Source organism: Halocatena pleomorpha, from assembly GCF_003862495.1.
Classification (GTDB): Archaea; Halobacteriota; Halobacteria; order Halobacteriales; family Haloarculaceae; genus Halocatena; species Halocatena pleomorpha.
In genome coordinates this window covers 408,086-423,194 of the sequence record NZ_RRCH01000003.1, presented here as the reverse complement: position 1 = coordinate 423,194, position 15,109 = coordinate 408,086, and the positions used below count along the sequence as shown (strand labels likewise).

Below are 15,109 nucleotides of genomic sequence, written 5' to 3'. Positions count from 1 at the left end.
AAGTTCATGCGTCGTGCTGGAGTTCGCCTTCGTGGGTCCACCAGTACGGCGGCCATTTGACGCGTCGATTAACGTTCTCCTTCGGGGGGATCGTCCAGTTGTCGTTAGTCATCCATGACTGTTCGTATTTTGAGACGAGTCCGAGGAACGGGAGTTCGATGTGGCTGTGCCACGCGGCCCGTTGGACGAACGGGCGTGACTTGTCATCACTGGGTTGTTGTGCGATTTTCTCGGTCTCCTCTAAGGGAGTGATCGTCATCTCGCCCCCGCCTCGTCCGGGAATCGTCTGTTCGGATTCGGCTTTCTCCCGGTAGTTGTGACCGCCACCGATCTCCTCCTCCCACAGCTGGTAGCGCAACGGGAAATACGGGAACGTCGACCGTGAGCCACCCGGCAGCCAGTAGAGACTCCCCATCGTGAAGTTGCTGTTGGAATAGTGGCTGAACCAGTCGTTGGTCGGCAGCGTGCTGATCGAGAAGTCAAAGCCGAAGTTGTTCAGCTGATCGACGACCGTGCTAGTCATCGTCGTCCAGTCCGACCAACCTGCCGGCGAGTAGTACTCCCCGCCGATGGTGCCGTCTGAGCTCTGCCATTTCCCGTTCTGCTTGGAGTAGCCGGCGTCTTGGAGCAGTTTGGTCGCTTTCTGGGTTTGGCTTGACTTGGGTCCGTACGTCTCGAAATCACTCATCCAGTCACCAAGCCAGTACTCCTGATCTTTGGGCGCGATCCCACACGGCGTCTGACTGACGAACTTCGAGCGCGGCCCGGCGTTGTCGACGATCGCCTGCCGGTTGATGACGTGGGCGACCGCTTGCCGGACTGCACGCTTACCGAAATGCGGATCGTCGTGGTTGAACACGACGCCGTACCCCCACTTCGCAGGAATGTTGACCTCCACCACGTGATCTTTAAACTGATCGACGATCTCCGGCGGCACGAACAGGCTCGTCGCCGCATCGATCTTATCGCCCGAGACCAACGCCTGGTGTTGGGCGGTGTTCCCGCCGAAGCTCTGGAGCAGATACGTGTCGATGTCGACGTTGTCGGCGTTGTAGAACTCGGGGTTGGGTTCGAACTCGAACGCCTGTTTGTCCTTGCTTACGAACGAGAACATCCCGCTGGCGACGGGATCTTCCCACGCCCATTGTAGAAACTCGGACACATCTTTGTCGAGGAATTTCTCGTGGGTTTCTTTTTTCGTGTCTACGAAGAAGTTCGTGAGTTCGAACTTGATGATCTGTGGGTTCGTCGTGTTTGAAAGCAGCAATCGGGCGGTCTTCTTATCCACGATCTTGTAGTCGTCGAGATAGCCCCACAGCGACGTTCCGGTTTTCTTCGCCAGTTGGAGTTGAACATCCAGATCCTCGGTCGTCCAATCATCGCCGTTATCCCACGTCAGATCATCGCGGAAGGTGAGCGTGACCTCTTTGTCGTTGATCTGCAGATCTTTGAGTGCACCAAGGAGGAACTTCTCCTTGTTGAACGAGTATTTCAAAAATGGCGCGAAAACCGCTCTGCCCGCCGGCCACGCGTAGTTTTGGATCCCAGAGGTGTTGAAGTGGAGATCGACAGGATTACCGGTGTAGGCGTTTCGAAATGTGGCGCTGTCACTGGATTGATTTCCTCCGGTGCAGCCGGAAAGCATTGCCATTCCGGATGCCCCAGCTACGGCTAGTAGTTCTCGACGGCTAATCAAGCCGTCGTAGTCGCTCAAACCGCTGTTAGATTTCATAACATGGGATACGTAACCATGGTTGATAATAAACATTGTGGATGATAATCACGTCTTGATGTGATATTTAATACTGTTCCGGCATGAGCGGATCGCGCCCGGCGATCGAGGACGGACAGCACACTCAGATATCTTCCCGACCAGCACAGTTTTACAGATCGCCGTCAATAGGTCGATCGATCGATGCACCAGTACGACGATTGCTGGCTCCGATACGACTGTGTCGTTGAGAGCGAGCGCTTGGATTCGTATCGACGGCGGTGTGCGCACGCGTACGTTGCCGAAACGGCACCGGAACTGAGCGCGGTTCGGGACGAACTCCGGCGGGCACTCCCCGAACTTCTCGGGACCGATCCACACCTCTGGCAACATCCGCCGACGACGGTTGAGGGGTTTCTCGCCATCGGGACTCCTGCGGACATGGAGATGATCGCCGGATCGGTACCAGTCGATGCCGTTCACGATCTCAACGACGGAGGGTATCTCATCCGTTCGGTGCGTTGGAACGAGATGGACTGTCTCGTCGTCACCGCGCCCACTGATCGGGGGTTGGTGTACGGAACGTTCCATCTGCTCCGGCTGTTACAGACCGGTGAGTCGATTGAGGAGTTGGCTATCCGCGAGGAGCCGGCGTACGAACACCGGTTGCTCAACCAGTGGGACACCCCGTTTCACCGGTCGGTTGAGCGCGGATACGGTGGTGAATCGATCTTCGACTGGGAACGATTGCCCGATCTTCGACCGAGATACGAGGACTACGCTCGGCTGCTCGCCTCCGTCGGGATCAACGGGATCGTCCTCAACAACGTCAACACGACCAAGCCCTCACGAGCGAGCGCAAACGACGCGTTCGAGGCGTTCGAGGGGTGGCAGCTGCTCGAATCGCGCCGCCTCGAAGATCTCACCGGACTCGCGTCGCTGTTCCGACGGTACGGGATCCGGACGTATCTCTCGGTTAACTTCGCGTCACCGATGCTCGTTGGGGATCTCGACACCGCCGATCCCGAGGATCCGGCCGTTCGAGCGTGGTGGCGGGAGAAAGCCGACGAGATATACGACCTCATTCCGGATTTCGGTGGGTTCCTGATTAAGGCCGACTCCGAAGGCCAACCCGGTCCGTACGACTACGACCGTGATCACGTGGCGGGAGCGAACGCGATCGCGGCGGCGCTCCAGCCACACGGCGGACGGGTCTGGTGGCGAGCGTTCGTGTACGGCTCACACGAGGACCGGGCGGTACAAGCGTACGAAACGTTCGAACCGCTGGATGGAGCGTTCGCTGACAACGTCACCGTTCAGGTCAAGAACGGCCCGATTGACTTCCAACCCCGTGAGCCAGTATCGACGTTGTTTGGCGCGATGGCGGAGACGAGTCTCGGATTGGAGCTACAGATCACCGGAGAGTACACCGGCCAAGGCGTTCACGCGACCTACCACCTCCCGCTGTGGAAGGAAGTACTCGACTTCGACACTCACGCCGACGGCGAGGACACGCCGGTGCGGTCGCTGTTCGACGACGACGGTGCGGGGATCGTGGGCGTTGGAAACGTCGGAGAAGATCACAGCTGGACGGGTCAGTACCTCGCGCAAGCGAACTTGTACGCCTTTGGCCGTGTCGCGTGGTCTCCCGATCGGTCCACCGAGGCGATCACCGAGGAGTGGGTCCGCCAGACGTTCGGAACCGGCGAGGATGTCGTCGATACGGTGTGTGAGATCCTTCAGGACTCTTGGGAGGCCTGCATCGACTACGAAACCGGCGGACTCGGTCTCATGCATATGATGCACAACGGCGAGGAGTATCTCGAAAACCATTATCACCCATCGCCGGCGGAGTGGCCCGGCTACCACGGCGCGAGTACCGACGGGATCGGTGTCGACCGGACCGAGACCGGAAGCGGTTACGCCGCGCAGTATCCATCACCGATCGCGGATCGGTACAACTCCGTGGAGACGTGTCCCGAACAGTACCTCCTCTTTTTCCACCACCTCCCGTGGGAGTACGAACTGGCGGACGGCACGACGGTTGTTCAGCGATTGTACGACAACTGTTTCGCGGGCGTTGCGGAGATCAAGCGGCTGCGGGAGCTGTGGCACAACCTTGCGGGAGACATCGACGACAGGCGGTATCACCACGTTGCAGAGCGGTTCGACGAGCAACTCGCACACGCCAAGCGGTGGCAGACGGTGCTCACGTCGTACTTCTATGAGCAGTCAGGCGTTCCCGACGAACACGGTCGCGTTCAAGACGAGTAGCGCTGTCCGCCTGCCCACCGCTGTGTTTTTCACCGATCCAACCGATCTCACCCTATGTCGAACCGCTCCGTGCTGCTCGATCTCGTCTGTGCCCAGCGTCGACAGATGAAGTTCCTTCTCGCGCTCTTGATCGCCTCGGGACTGTTTGTCGGGCTGTCGGTCCTGTTTATTGAACCTGGCGACGCGTCGTTTCCGATCCTCGTCGTTGATATCGTTCTCGTCGTCGGTTGCTTCGTCTTTTTCAGCACGGCCTATTGGTACTGCACCAAGCGAGCGATGGACGAGTGACCGTCGGTGTCTGCTCCGCTATGCGGAGTCAGCAAGGAAGTTCGCCGTCTTCGTTGCGATCGCTCGGACGGTTTCGTCGGACGCCGTTTCGGCAACAGTTCGCAGTTTCGGGACGGCCGCGGCGTCACCGAGGTGCCCGAGCGCACGGATGGCACGCGCACGGACAATCGTGCTCTCACGGTCGAGGCAGTCGATCAGTTCGTCCCCAAGGGGTGTGACGACCGCCGGATCCACGGCCGCGAGTTCAGCGAGTGCGTCGACAGCACCTCCGGACACGATGGGATCCACGTCGTCTAACAGTGCGCCGAGATCGCTGGCGCTGTCGAACGCCGCTCGTGGTTCCGTTTCGGTGATCGCAACGACGACGTTGATCAGTGTTTGTCGTCCAGCGATCTGCCGGCTCCGCTCGGCTTCCGCGTGCTCTTGCAGCGTCCGACGGGTCGCACGGTCGCCTACGACGCTGAAATCTGTGGCAGTGCGGTCCGGTTCGGTGTCGCTGAGGCAGTCGATCAGCGACCGTGTGTAGGGCGCGACCAGTTCCGGTCGCTCTACGACGAGTTTCCCGAGGACGGTCCCAGCGGTCAGTCGCACGTCGACGACCTCGCTATCGAGCGCATCGATGAGACCCGACACTCTCCCGTCGAGTTCGTTCGGCTCCTCTTCCACGACGGCGTCGAGCGTGGCGATCGCACGGAGCGCAATCGGTGGCTTGTCCACACCAGCTAACGGTGCGATCACGTCGAGAAGCGGCACCACAGCACCGACGTTCTGTTCTGCGAGCGCTTCACAGACGTTCACGCCCCGCTGTCGGATCAGCGGGTCCGACGAGGAGAGTGCAACACGCACGTCAGCCTCCGTGACATCACGAGGCGTAACCGACTCGGGAGCGATCCCATCGAGCGGCGCAGGGGAATCCGCGGTCATACCAGCATCTATGCAGCGTGAAGTAAATACGTACGGGATCGTCCGTCTACGCCCCTGCACTAAGCGATGACGACATCCTCCAGACGGGCGATCCGTTCGCCTTCGTCCTCTGGCGATACTCTTTTAACGATATCAGTGCATCAACGTGTATGCGGTATTATCGACTCTCAGATGAGGAGCATGGGTCGCGCTCTGGATCTCTCGTCGTCATTGACGACGATGACGACGCGTATGACTTGACGACGGCGTCGGACGATCTCGGCTCGTTCACCGAACTCGCGCGCGCGGCGAACGCCTGCAATCAGTCGATCGACGCCATTGCCCGAAGCCGAATCTCCGACGCCGATCCTCGTGATCTCGACACCATCGATACGAACGCTCTTCTGCCAGTTGTCCCGGATGAAGTGTGGGCAGCGGGCGTCACGTACCGGATCAGCGAACAGGCTCGCACGGCTGAGAGTGGCAAGCCAGAAGTGTACATCGACGTGTACGACAGTGAACGCCCTGAGCTGTTCTTGAAGGCGACGGCCTCGCGGACGGTCGGTCCCGGAGACGCTATCGGCGTTCGAGGCGACTCCGAGTGGGACGTTCCAGAGCCGGAGCTGGGCATCGTCCTCCATCGCGGGGAGGTGGTCGGTTACACGATCGGTAACGACGTGTCGAGTCGTGACATTGAGGGCGAAAATCCCTTGTATCTTCCACAGGCGAAGGTGTACGATCGCTGCTGCTCGCTCGGTCCCTGCGTCGCCAGCCCGGACGTCGTCGGAGACCCTCACGACCTCACGATGTCGCTCACCATCGAACGCGACGACGAGGTGGTGTACGAGGAAACTACGTCGACAAGCGAGATGGTGACCACCTGCGATCAGTTGGTCGAATATCTCAGACAGCACAACAGCCTTCCAGAAACGCTCGTTCTTCTCACCGGCACCGCGCTCGTTCCACCGGAGACGTTCACGCTCCACGAGCAGGATCAGGTCACAATCGACATCGATCGCATCGGACGACTCGTCAACGACACCGTCGTCGTTTGAACGGGAAGGTGTTCAGCGTTCGGCGTCCGACACGCCAGTCTCTGTGAAGTACGTTCGTTCGGGCAACGGCACGGGTTTTGTTTCCGTCACCTCGAACGAGGCTGATGCAACGATGTCGGCTGCCGAATGGCCGACTCGGAACTCATACGGACCCGCCTCAACAGCAAGATCGAGGTTTCGGTCGCGGTAGGCGAGTTGTGAGGCGTCGACCTCGAAACGGACCCGCTTGGCGTCGCCCGCGTCGATGTGGACGCGTTCGAACCCGACGAGTTCCTGAACCGGACGCGCTTGATCCGGATTCTGCGCGCTGGCGTACAACTGCACAACGTCGTGGCCCGCTCGGTCACCAGTGTTCCCGACGATTACCTCAGCGGTCACCGTTCCCGACGGCCGAAGCTCATCGGTCGACACCGAGAGATCACCGTACTCGAAGTCCGTGTAACTCAATCCGTGACCGAACGCGTACAGCGGATCACTCTCCGTGTAGACGTACTCCTCGTTCGCGGTGTTGGGCTTGCGACTGTAATGGACTGGGAGCTGTCCGACGGTGCGGGGGATAGACACTGGGAGATGGCCGCTGGGGTTGTGTTCACCGAATAGCACGCTAGCGATCCCCGCTCCACCCTGTTCGCCGGGAAGCCACGCCTGGAGCACAGCCGGGACTTCCTCAGCGATCCACTCGATGGCGTGTGGTTTGCCACTCACGACAACGACGATGAGCGGCGTGTCTGTCTCGTGGCACCGCTCGACAAGCTCCTGTTGGACGCCGGGCAGTCCCAACGTCACCACGTCACACCCCTCACCGCTCGTGGGGACGCTCGGTCTGTCATCGTCTCCCTCGGCGTCGGAGAAGTCCACGGCAGAACGCGCACCGACGACCGCGATGGCGACATCAGCCGCGGCCACGGCGTCGACAGCTTGATCGATCCCGTCGGTATCGTGGCCGGTCGTGGCACACCCCTGTTCGTGGCACACGTCAAATCCGTGATCACCACTCCGAGCGCGGACGGCATCAAGGGGGGTCGTCGCCTCGAAGTCGGTTTCCTCTTCGGGGTAGTGGGCGGGGTAAGCGTAATCACCCAGCAGCTCTTGGGGATCGTCGGCTTTCGGACCGACGACCGCGAGCGTCTCCAGTTCCTCACCCGAAAGTGGGAGTGTGTCGTCGTCGTTTTTCAACAGCGTCATCGACTCGCGTGCTGCCTGTGCGGTGAGTTGCGTCGCCGTCTCGGTGCCGAACGGCTCGCTCGCCGTCTCGGGATCGACCGACGCGTCAGCAAGCAGTCCCTTTCGGGCCTTCATGCGCAGGACACGACGAACGGCCTGATCGATCGTTTCTTCATCGAGTTGGCCCTCCTCGACAGCGGTAACGAGGTGTTCACCATAGCAGTCCGTGTACGGAAGTTCGACATCGATCCCAGCTTCGAGTGCGGTAATCCCCGCTTCCTGCCGGTCGGCCGCAACGCCGTGCTCGCTCCGGAGGAATTCGACGCTGTAGTAGTCGGAGACCACGGTCCCCTCAAAGCCCCACTCCTCCCGAAGCACGTCGGTCAGTAACCAGCTGTCGCTGGCACACGGCACCCCATCGATGTCGTGGTAGGCGTTCATCACTGATTCGGCGTTCGCTGTTCGGACCGCTGCCTCGAAGGGGAACAGGTGGGTCTCGCGGAGTTCGCGCCGACCGACCGACACCGAACTCCGGTTCTTTCCGCCAGCACCGACGCTGTGGCCAGCGAAATGTTTCAACGTTGCCGAGATCCCATCACCATCGCCCTGCAGTCCGTCGACGTAGCTACACGCCATCGACGCGACGAGATACGGATCCTCTCCGAACGTTTCTTCGACGCGTCCCCAGCGGAGATCACGCGCTACATCGAGAACCGGGGACAGGGCGTGTGCTGTGCCGATCGCCTCCAGTTGACGCCGAATGTTGTCGGTGATCGCTGCGAGAAGATCTGGCGACCACGTGCTCGCCACCCCAATCATCTGCGGGAACGTCGTTCCTTCGGGACCCATGTAGCCACTCAGACACTCCTCGTGGGGGATCGCTGGAACACCGAGGCGCGTCTCCTCTCGAAGATACTCCTGTATCTCGTTCGTGCGTTCGGCGGCCGTCTGCGGTGACAGACTTCCCTCACCACCGACGCGCGTCAGATGACCGATGCCGTTCGAGAGGTGGTCGTCAAGTGCTGCTTCGTCGAGATGGCCCTGTTCGTCGAAGAGCGCGCCGGCGTTCACCGATCCGAGCTGTGCCGCCTTTTCTGTGAGCGTCATCCGTTCGAGGAGCTGTTCCACTCGCTCGTTGGTCGTTCCACTCCCGCCACTGTCTGCGTCTGGTTCCATCACCAGAGTTGTTTCGATCATGAGTCTTAACGATTCGGGTGTCGGCTGTGAAAAACGTCTGGCGACGGCTCTCCCTATTGTTCTCTACAAGAGAATAATTTGGTCTGGCTTGATCGTCCATAAACAAGCACAACGCCGCTTTGCTGCTTACATCTACGAGACGGCCATACCGAGAACACCGTCAGGGGATGTGGATTCCATTGTTATTCATTGATACAGAACAAAATCGGCACTCGCTTTGTTGTCTCGACGGGACTATATGGTGTTACAAGGGTACGATTGTAATGGGTTCGGATCGGTCGTGACAGTCCTCCACCTCCGTACAGTCGTCGAGACAGGATTTATTGATCCTAAGACGAGGTGATCCGTGATTGAGACGCTTTTGTGAGCGCACCGATAGCTGGCGTTCGATCTCGACAGTCAGTTCCGATCACAGTGAAGATACGTCCTGTGTTCTCTATGGAAGAATTTCAACTGTACGCCGGAAACGACGAGTATCACGGCTACCGCTTGCGACGCGCGCCAGGTAGCCGATGGCGTACGATCGATGACATCGAACGCTGAGGGAATCAGAGCCGTGATTAGTCCCACCAAACAGACGTATTCGTTTGCGATGTGTAAGTGTTATCCGAGATGATTGGAGGAGATTTGACTCACGACGCTGATTTATATAGGAAATCAACTATAGGGATCTCTACAGACTCTTTTCATCTTTCTATCGGCCTACTAACATATTCAGCGCCCAGTGTCTCATACGACAGATCTGAGGATTCGACGTTTCCATCCTAATACTGAACTAACGGCACGTTTGTGTGTTCAGTATAGTTATCCATCAATAACCGACCAATCCCTTCCGAAACGAGGTAACAGTGGTGTCACCTGGTGATCCAAGGGGTAGCTGAGCTATAAATAGCTCCCTGCTCCTACCAAACGGTGATGGCACCGACCACGCCTGGGCTTCACCACGTGACTGCGATCGCAAGCGATCCACAGGTCAACGCGGAGTTCTACGTCGACACGCTCGGTCTCAGATTCGTGAAAAAGACGGTGAACCACGACGACACGTACACGTACCATTTCTACTTCGGTGACGGCGAGGGAACGCCGGGGACGAACCTCACGTTCTTTCCGTGGGGCGATCGAGGCCGGTCGGGACAGTTCGGCGCGGGGCAAACGAAGACCACGGCGTACGCCGTTCCGCCGGACTCACTCGGTTACTGGATCGACAGACTGGAATCACACGGCGTCGACGTGACGGAACCGACCGAACGGTTCGGGGAGACAGTCATTGCGTTCGATGATCCAGACGGGATCTCGCTCGCTCTCGTCGCGACCGACGACGCACCCCCTGCCCGTCCTTGGGAAGCGAGTCCCGTCCCGGAGAGCCACCAACTGCGCGGTTTGAACAGCGTCACCCTAGCCGTCAATGAAATCGAACCGACTGCTGACGTACTGACCACGGGACTCGGCTACGAATTCGAGACTGAGGAGGACGGACGACACCGATACCGAGCCGCTGGTGGCGGACCTGGTTCGGCTGTGGATCTCCTCGAAACAGACCGCACACGCGGCCGATCCGGGGTTGGCACCGTTCACCACGTCGCCTACAAAGCCCAAGACACGACCGAACAACAACGGTGGCGCGAACACCTGATCGACCAGAACCTTCGCGTCTCTGAAATCATCGACCGAACGTACTTCCAGTCGATCTACTTCCGTGAACCGGGCGGCGTGCTCTTCGAAATCGCAACAACGGGACCCGGCTTCACTGTTGATCAAACGGAGGACGAACTCGGTACCGACCTTGCGCTGCCGGAGTGGTTAGAACACGAACGCGCAGAGATCGAATCTCATCTGCCATCGTTCGAAACGCCGCCCAAGAGCTAACGACAGCCCATCGAAGGGACGACACGGCAAAGGCAGGCACAGTCGTGATCCCGTTTATTGTCTTCTGATGAAATGCAATGGCTCTTGCAGAAACCGTCTCCAAGATCGACCGGCTGAATGACCAACAACGAGAGTGTATCGAGCAGTGTCAGGAGGCAACCGAGGTTTGTGAGTGGTGCGCTGATGAGTGTGCAGACCACGGTGAGGAAATGGCGCGGTGTCTCCGCCTCTGTCGGGATGTTGTCGATATCGCGTCGCTTCACGCCCGGTTCATGGCCCGCGATTCCGGCTACAGCTCTGAACTCGCTGGAATCTGTGCTGACCTGTGTGAGGAATGCGCTGAGGAGTGTAGCCGTCACGACCACGACCACTGTCAGGTGTGTGCAGAAGTGCTCCCCGACTGTGCTGAAAGCTGTCGCGCGATGAGTGCCTGATCGGACGAGTCCGGACGCACCAGTTCCGATCGAGCGTCACAGCGACGGTCGGTCACCGAGCGTCCGCAACAGCGTTTTGTTCGACGATAGAGAAGCGGTATCAAATTGTTCTTTGCGTGCTCCGTAAAGAATCGTGCGAGTTGCTGGGTCTCGCCTTCGTTCGCGGCTTCAACAGCCATATTGGTGTCGCGGAGTAGCCCCATGGCCCGACGTTCACAGGACCGGTCACGTTAGGGCTATCTCGGCGCGAACGTTCAGATGGGTGCGTTAGTGAGATATTTCAGTTCACTTCGTTGTACATCTCTTCGATGACCTTTTCGAGATCTGGCTTCCCGCCGCCAGGCTGTTCAGACAGGAAGGAGAACTCGCCTTTTCCGTCGGGAGATTCGCCCTGCGTCCACGGCTGTTCCGGATCCTCACGGTCGCCACTGAACGTAGACATGAATGCGTAGTTGTGCTTCTGGTTTTCTTCTTCTTGTGGGAAGCTTCCTGGGATCGGCATGGGTTCCTCAAAGGACTCTTCGAGCACAACGCGCCACTGGTTCTGATGCATGGTATCACGGGCGATGAGATACGAGAGCATGTCTTTCATTCCGGGATCGTCTGTCACCTCCCACAGACGGGTTGCTAAGAGGCGGCCCGTCGATTCGGCCATTACGTTCGCGTACATGTCTGCGGCCATATTGCCGCTTGCGACGACACAGCTACCGTTGAACGGAACGCCGTTACTGTCAACCGGCATCGCATGCAGTCCTGCCGAAAGCGCCTGTCGGGGCTGCCCGCTGTCCATCATGGTGGCGATGACCGGGTCCTTTCGCGCTTGATCACGATCTTCCGCAGAGGCCCCCTCTAAGTTCTTCGCCACGGCAGTTGCAAGCATCTCAATATGTCCCAGTTCTTCGGCGGCCGTCTCCATCAGCATCATCCGAAACTGGTGCTGTTCTTTGGGTACTGCGAATGCCTGAAACATATACTGGAGTGCAACACGCATTTCTCCCTCGACACCCCCGATCGCTTGTTGAAGCATCTTCGCAAACTCCGGATCCGGCTCTTCGACACGCACCTCGTACTGAAGTTCTTCACTGTGATGGAACATCTGTCTCCCAGTATGACGGTGCCTGCCGGTACTAGTGTTTATTCTGCCTTCATACACAAGTAGTTATTATTAAAATATATAGAAATGAAGTGTGAGACCAAACTCGGCTCCGCGTGGGTGTTCGGTGGGGCGTCTCACGGCGCGCTCCGAGTCGTGTTCCCATTACATTCGTACCCCTGTAAAAGCAGGGCCGCTGTGTTGACGTGTCTGCTCGACTCACTCACTGCTTCCCATCGCTCCGTTATTCTGCTGCTAATGGAACGTCGCAGTGGGCTGTGCACGGGTGCTCCCGTCGGACGATTCTCCGAGTTGTTGTAGCGCTGATTCAGCGACAGGAGAGATATCGATCGACTGCTCGACGAACGGTTCCGTGTCGATCTCGATTCCGGTGATCGGTTCGATCCCCTGATCGATGACGATCCGGGCCGCTTCGTAATCGGGTAGTGTATCGGTGCTCTTGACGAGGAGTCCGACGCTGTCGAGGCCGTCGTCTGACGCCTGGTTGAGAAGCGTTCCCGTCGGTCCGGTAACGATCCCGGCATGGTGTGGCGACGCGATTTCCGCCTTCTCAAGGTGGGCTTCGCCCCGTCCTGTCGTGAGTCCGTACAGCCGTTCGGGATGGTCCGTTTCGTTCTGTTCGATCGTTTCGGAAAACCCACTAATGTAGATCGGCGTCACCCCCTCCTCGTTGAGCCAGTCGGTGATGCAACCGGCGAAATCCGGAGCGTTGGACGCTGGTATCGGGATGTCACTGACTAACACCAACAGGTTCCGCGTTTCATCCGCGTAAATCTGAAGCGGTGGTCGAACGCGGGGGTCAGTCGAGCGATAGGCAGCGACGGGAGGAATGCTCTCGCAGTACACGCCAGCGTAGTACTCCATCTCCAGCGTGGAGACGAGGTAGTCGGTGATGAGCTTCCCGATCAACCCCTTCCCTGGTAGCCCATCGATCAACGTCGGTTCGTCGAGCGTGATGTCTGGTGATTTGATAGTGATGTGTGCCATGAATGGGCTAGTACATTCGTTCGGATAACGTTGACTGCAGCATATTCCGAGCAACACGACAAGCGGGCTATGGTTATTTCGGGTTCATTCCTGAGCGCTACCGGTTGGATCCGACCCACGTCCCGAGCGTGAGGCCGTAGATGATATGACCCACGTGAAAAATGAGCCGCTCGTTCGCTTCGAGATCCATGTCCAACAGCCACTTTAACACGATGTGTACCCCGAAGACAGACAGCAACAACCCGAACGCGGTCCCCCGAACGATGCCCTGCCATTCGTCGGCAACGTCCGAGCCGGTTCCACCGGGAGCACAGCACAGGACGAAGGCGACGCCGCCCACAGTGCCGTACACCAAATGGAGGATGATTCCGTGAACCGTGTGTTCCTCTGACGACCCTCCGGCGATGTACTTCGCCCAGAAGTTCGCCGTTGGTGGGAGCGAGCGTGTGATCGGGACGCGAAACGCAGTCATCACGAGGGTTCCGATGAGTCCGCCTTTTCCTCCCACTCGGACGGCGTCGAGTCCGTCTGCTACCGTCTGTGGTGGCCGTTCGGAGCAGTCCTGCCCGGTGGCTTTGAGGACGTTCGAAAGCATGGGATTCTGTCACCGATGACTGCCAATATCAGCAGCCAGTTTGATAGAGCTACCGGTCCGAAACCCACGATCGTACCGGAATCCGACGCCCGTCCTGATCGATAGCACCAGTGGGACTTATTGTCATAGTCGCCGTACGATCCTCTAGGTGATACGCGTGAGCCAACAAGAGACGACCGCGGACACACAGGACGATTCGGAGAGAATTCCATCCCGTGAAATGTTGGCAGGGCGGTCTCCGCAGCAGCAACGAACGGCGGAGAGGACGACCCAACAGTCCAAGAGAGCGACCAGTGACCGGCCGGAGGATCAGGTTCGACTCCGAGTGTTCCGCTACGATCCCGGTGTCGAGGACAAGCGCGAGCCGCGTTTCGATGAATTCGTCGTCCCGTTCGAACAGGGAATGACAGTGTTGGACGCACTGATTCACGCTCGTGACACGTTCGATCCGTCGTTGACCTTCCGACACTCCTGTCGTCAGGCGATCTGTGGCTCTGATGCCTTTTTCATCAACGGTCGGCAGCGCCTCGGCTGTCGGACGCAGATCGAGGGTCTTTCAGAACCGATACAGGTCGAACCGCTCCCACACCAGGACGTGATAAAGGATCTTGTCGTCGAAATGGAACACTTCTACGACCAGATGAAGGCTGTCAACCCGTACTTTCAGACTGAACAGAAACCAGATGACGCGCTCGAAGAACAGCGCCAGCGACCGGAAAACCGCGAGAAGATCAAGATGAGCACGCGCTGTATCTGGTGTGGCGCGTGTACGTCCTCCTGTAACATCGCGTCTGGCGGCAACTATCTCGGCCCGGCGGCGATCAACACATCCTACCGATTTCTGATGGACGAACGCGAAGGTGAGGAGATCAAGCAACAACGACTCGAAACGATGGAGGAAGAACAAGGGGTGTGGCGGTGTCAAACCCAGTTCTCCTGCACTGAAGTCTGTCCGAAAGACATCCCCCTGACTCAGCACATACAGGAACTCAAACGCGAGGGCGTCAAGCAGTCACTCAAATTCTGGTGAGTCGCCCTCGTCGATTACGGTTCATAGCCTGGCGACTGCTTTTCGATGATTGTCGAAGCATCCGCCAACTGTTCTCCAACTAATGAGACGACATCATCGAGCGACACGACACCGACGAGCGAATCGGAACTGTCGACGATGGGAAGCCGCCGCACTCCTTTTTCGGCCATCGTTCGTGAGATGGCGAGACTATCCTCGTCCTCTTGCAGTGTCACCATTCCTTCAGTCATTATCTCCTCTGTAGTCACATCCGAGAGGTTGCCGTCGTGATCACCCGTTGCGAGAGCAATTTGGCGGTCCGTGAGGATCCCCGCCACCTTGCCGTCGTCTTCGACGACGAGTGATCCGACGTTTCTTTGACTCATTTGCTTGGCACAGTCGCTCACGGCGTCGTTTTTCGATGCTGTTATCGGATCGTTTGCGATTTCTCTTACAGACATGCTTCACCAGTAGTATCACCCAATCGAGCCTAAACATCACGCCTGTATCTG

The 15,109-nt window shown here is 58.4% G+C and carries 13 protein-coding genes; 6 read left to right on the top strand and 7 right to left on the bottom strand.

Translation table 11 applies throughout. The features are described 5' to 3' along the window. Positions 1-4: 4 nt before the first annotated feature. Positions 5-1,651 (bottom strand): ABC transporter substrate-binding protein, encoded by a 1,647-nt coding sequence (locus EIK79_RS03150; protein WP_394337768.1) that lies wholly within the window; start codon positions 1,649-1,651, stop codon positions 5-7. Positions 1,652-1,915: 264 nt separating this feature from the next. Between EIK79_RS03150 and EIK79_RS03145 the strand changes: the two genes are divergently transcribed. Together EIK79_RS03145 and EIK79_RS03140 are read left to right on the top strand one after the other, a co-directional pair. Continuing rightward, on the top strand, positions 1,916-3,985 hold the full coding sequence (locus EIK79_RS03145; RefSeq protein ID WP_124953659.1) for an alpha-glucuronidase family glycosyl hydrolase: 2,070 nt from the start codon (positions 1,916-1,918) through the stop codon (positions 3,983-3,985). Positions 3,986-4,039: 54 nt separating this feature from the next. After that, a complete protein-coding gene (locus tag EIK79_RS03140) occupies positions 4,040-4,273 on the top strand; it encodes a hypothetical protein (RefSeq protein ID WP_124953658.1) in 234 nt (77 codons plus the stop codon). An 18-nt stretch (positions 4,274-4,291) separates the two neighbouring features. Here EIK79_RS03140 and EIK79_RS03135 read toward each other — a convergent pair whose 3' ends face one another. Then, entirely contained in the window at positions 4,292-5,197 is a 906-nt protein-coding gene (locus EIK79_RS03135; protein WP_124953657.1) for a HEAT repeat domain-containing protein, read from the bottom strand. 149 nt (positions 5,198-5,346) lie between these two features. On the opposite strand from EIK79_RS03135, the gene EIK79_RS03130 reads away from it, so the two are divergent. Continuing rightward, on the top strand, positions 5,347-6,231 hold the full coding sequence (locus EIK79_RS03130; RefSeq protein ID WP_124953656.1) for a fumarylacetoacetate hydrolase family protein: 885 nt from the start codon (positions 5,347-5,349) through the stop codon (positions 6,229-6,231). 12 nt (positions 6,232-6,243) lie between these two features. On the opposite strand, the gene EIK79_RS03125 is transcribed toward EIK79_RS03130, so the two are convergent. Then, positions 6,244-8,571: a glycoside hydrolase family 3 N-terminal domain-containing protein gene (locus EIK79_RS03125; RefSeq protein WP_185715491.1), complete on the bottom strand. Its 2,328-nt coding sequence runs from the start codon at positions 8,569-8,571 to the stop codon at positions 6,244-6,246. A 936-nt stretch (positions 8,572-9,507) separates the two neighbouring features. On the opposite strand from EIK79_RS03125, the gene EIK79_RS03120 reads away from it, so the two are divergent. Both EIK79_RS03120 and EIK79_RS03115 read left to right on the top strand, forming a co-directional pair. After that, a complete protein-coding gene (locus EIK79_RS03120) occupies positions 9,508-10,458 on the top strand; it encodes a ring-cleaving dioxygenase (RefSeq protein WP_124953655.1) in 951 nt (316 codons plus the stop codon). 77 nt (positions 10,459-10,535) lie between these two features. Beyond that, on the top strand, positions 10,536-10,892 hold the full coding sequence (locus EIK79_RS03115; protein WP_124953654.1) for a four-helix bundle copper-binding protein: 357 nt from the start codon (positions 10,536-10,538) through the stop codon (positions 10,890-10,892). A gap of 280 nt (positions 10,893-11,172) precedes the next feature. Here the strand turns inward: EIK79_RS03115 and EIK79_RS03110 are convergent, their stop codons facing one another. The 3 genes from EIK79_RS03110 to EIK79_RS03100 all read right to left on the bottom strand — a co-directional run bounded on the left by EIK79_RS03110 (position 11,173) and on the right by EIK79_RS03100 (position 13,588). Next, entirely contained in the window at positions 11,173-11,988 is an 816-nt protein-coding gene (locus EIK79_RS03110) for a manganese catalase family protein (protein WP_124953653.1), read from the bottom strand. A 252-nt stretch (positions 11,989-12,240) separates the two neighbouring features. Continuing rightward, positions 12,241-12,993, bottom strand: a complete 753-nt coding sequence (locus tag EIK79_RS03105; RefSeq protein ID WP_124953652.1) for a proteasome assembly chaperone family protein — start codon at positions 12,991-12,993, stop codon at positions 12,241-12,243. A gap of 97 nt (positions 12,994-13,090) precedes the next feature. Continuing rightward, positions 13,091-13,588 (bottom strand): hypothetical protein, encoded by a 498-nt coding sequence (locus EIK79_RS03100; protein WP_221621662.1) that lies wholly within the window; start codon positions 13,586-13,588, stop codon positions 13,091-13,093. 205 nt (positions 13,589-13,793) lie between these two features. Between EIK79_RS03100 and EIK79_RS03095 the strand changes: the two genes are divergently transcribed. Beyond that, entirely contained in the window at positions 13,794-14,618 is an 825-nt protein-coding gene (locus EIK79_RS03095; protein WP_394337767.1) for a succinate dehydrogenase/fumarate reductase iron-sulfur subunit, read from the top strand. Between the two features lie 14 nt (positions 14,619-14,632). Here the strand turns inward: EIK79_RS03095 and EIK79_RS03090 are convergent, their stop codons facing one another. Next, positions 14,633-15,058 carry a CBS domain-containing protein gene (locus tag EIK79_RS03090; RefSeq protein ID WP_124953651.1) on the bottom strand — a complete coding sequence of 142 codons (426 nt, stop codon included), beginning with the start codon at positions 15,056-15,058 and terminating at the stop codon, positions 14,633-14,635. Positions 15,059-15,109: the final 51 nt, after the last annotated feature.

Coding starts and splice junctions, on each gene's coding strand:
- EIK79_RS03150 (WP_394337768.1), bottom strand. CDS start 1,651: ATGGCAATGCTTTCCGGCTGCACCGGAGGAAATCAATCCAGTGACAGC.
- EIK79_RS03145 (WP_124953659.1), top strand. CDS start 1,916: ATGCACCAGTACGACGATTGCTGGCTCCGATACGACTGTGTCGTTGAG.
- EIK79_RS03140 (WP_124953658.1), top strand. CDS start 4,040: ATGTCGAACCGCTCCGTGCTGCTCGATCTCGTCTGTGCCCAGCGTCGA.
- EIK79_RS03135 (WP_124953657.1), bottom strand. CDS start 5,197: ATGACCGCGGATTCCCCTGCGCCGCTCGATGGGATCGCTCCCGAGTCG.
- EIK79_RS03130 (WP_124953656.1), top strand. CDS start 5,347: ATGCGGTATTATCGACTCTCAGATGAGGAGCATGGGTCGCGCTCTGGA.
- EIK79_RS03125 (WP_185715491.1), bottom strand. CDS start 8,571: ATGGAACCAGACGCAGACAGTGGCGGGAGTGGAACGACCAACGAGCGA.
- EIK79_RS03120 (WP_124953655.1), top strand. CDS start 9,508: ATGGCACCGACCACGCCTGGGCTTCACCACGTGACTGCGATCGCAAGC.
- EIK79_RS03115 (WP_124953654.1), top strand. CDS start 10,536: ATGGCTCTTGCAGAAACCGTCTCCAAGATCGACCGGCTGAATGACCAA.
- EIK79_RS03110 (WP_124953653.1), bottom strand. CDS start 11,988: ATGTTCCATCACAGTGAAGAACTTCAGTACGAGGTGCGTGTCGAAGAG.
- EIK79_RS03105 (WP_124953652.1), bottom strand. CDS start 12,993: ATGGCACACATCACTATCAAATCACCAGACATCACGCTCGACGAACCG.
- EIK79_RS03100 (WP_221621662.1), bottom strand. CDS start 13,588: ATGCTTTCGAACGTCCTCAAAGCCACCGGGCAGGACTGCTCCGAACGG.
- EIK79_RS03090 (WP_124953651.1), bottom strand. CDS start 15,058: ATGTCTGTAAGAGAAATCGCAAACGATCCGATAACAGCATCGAAAAAC.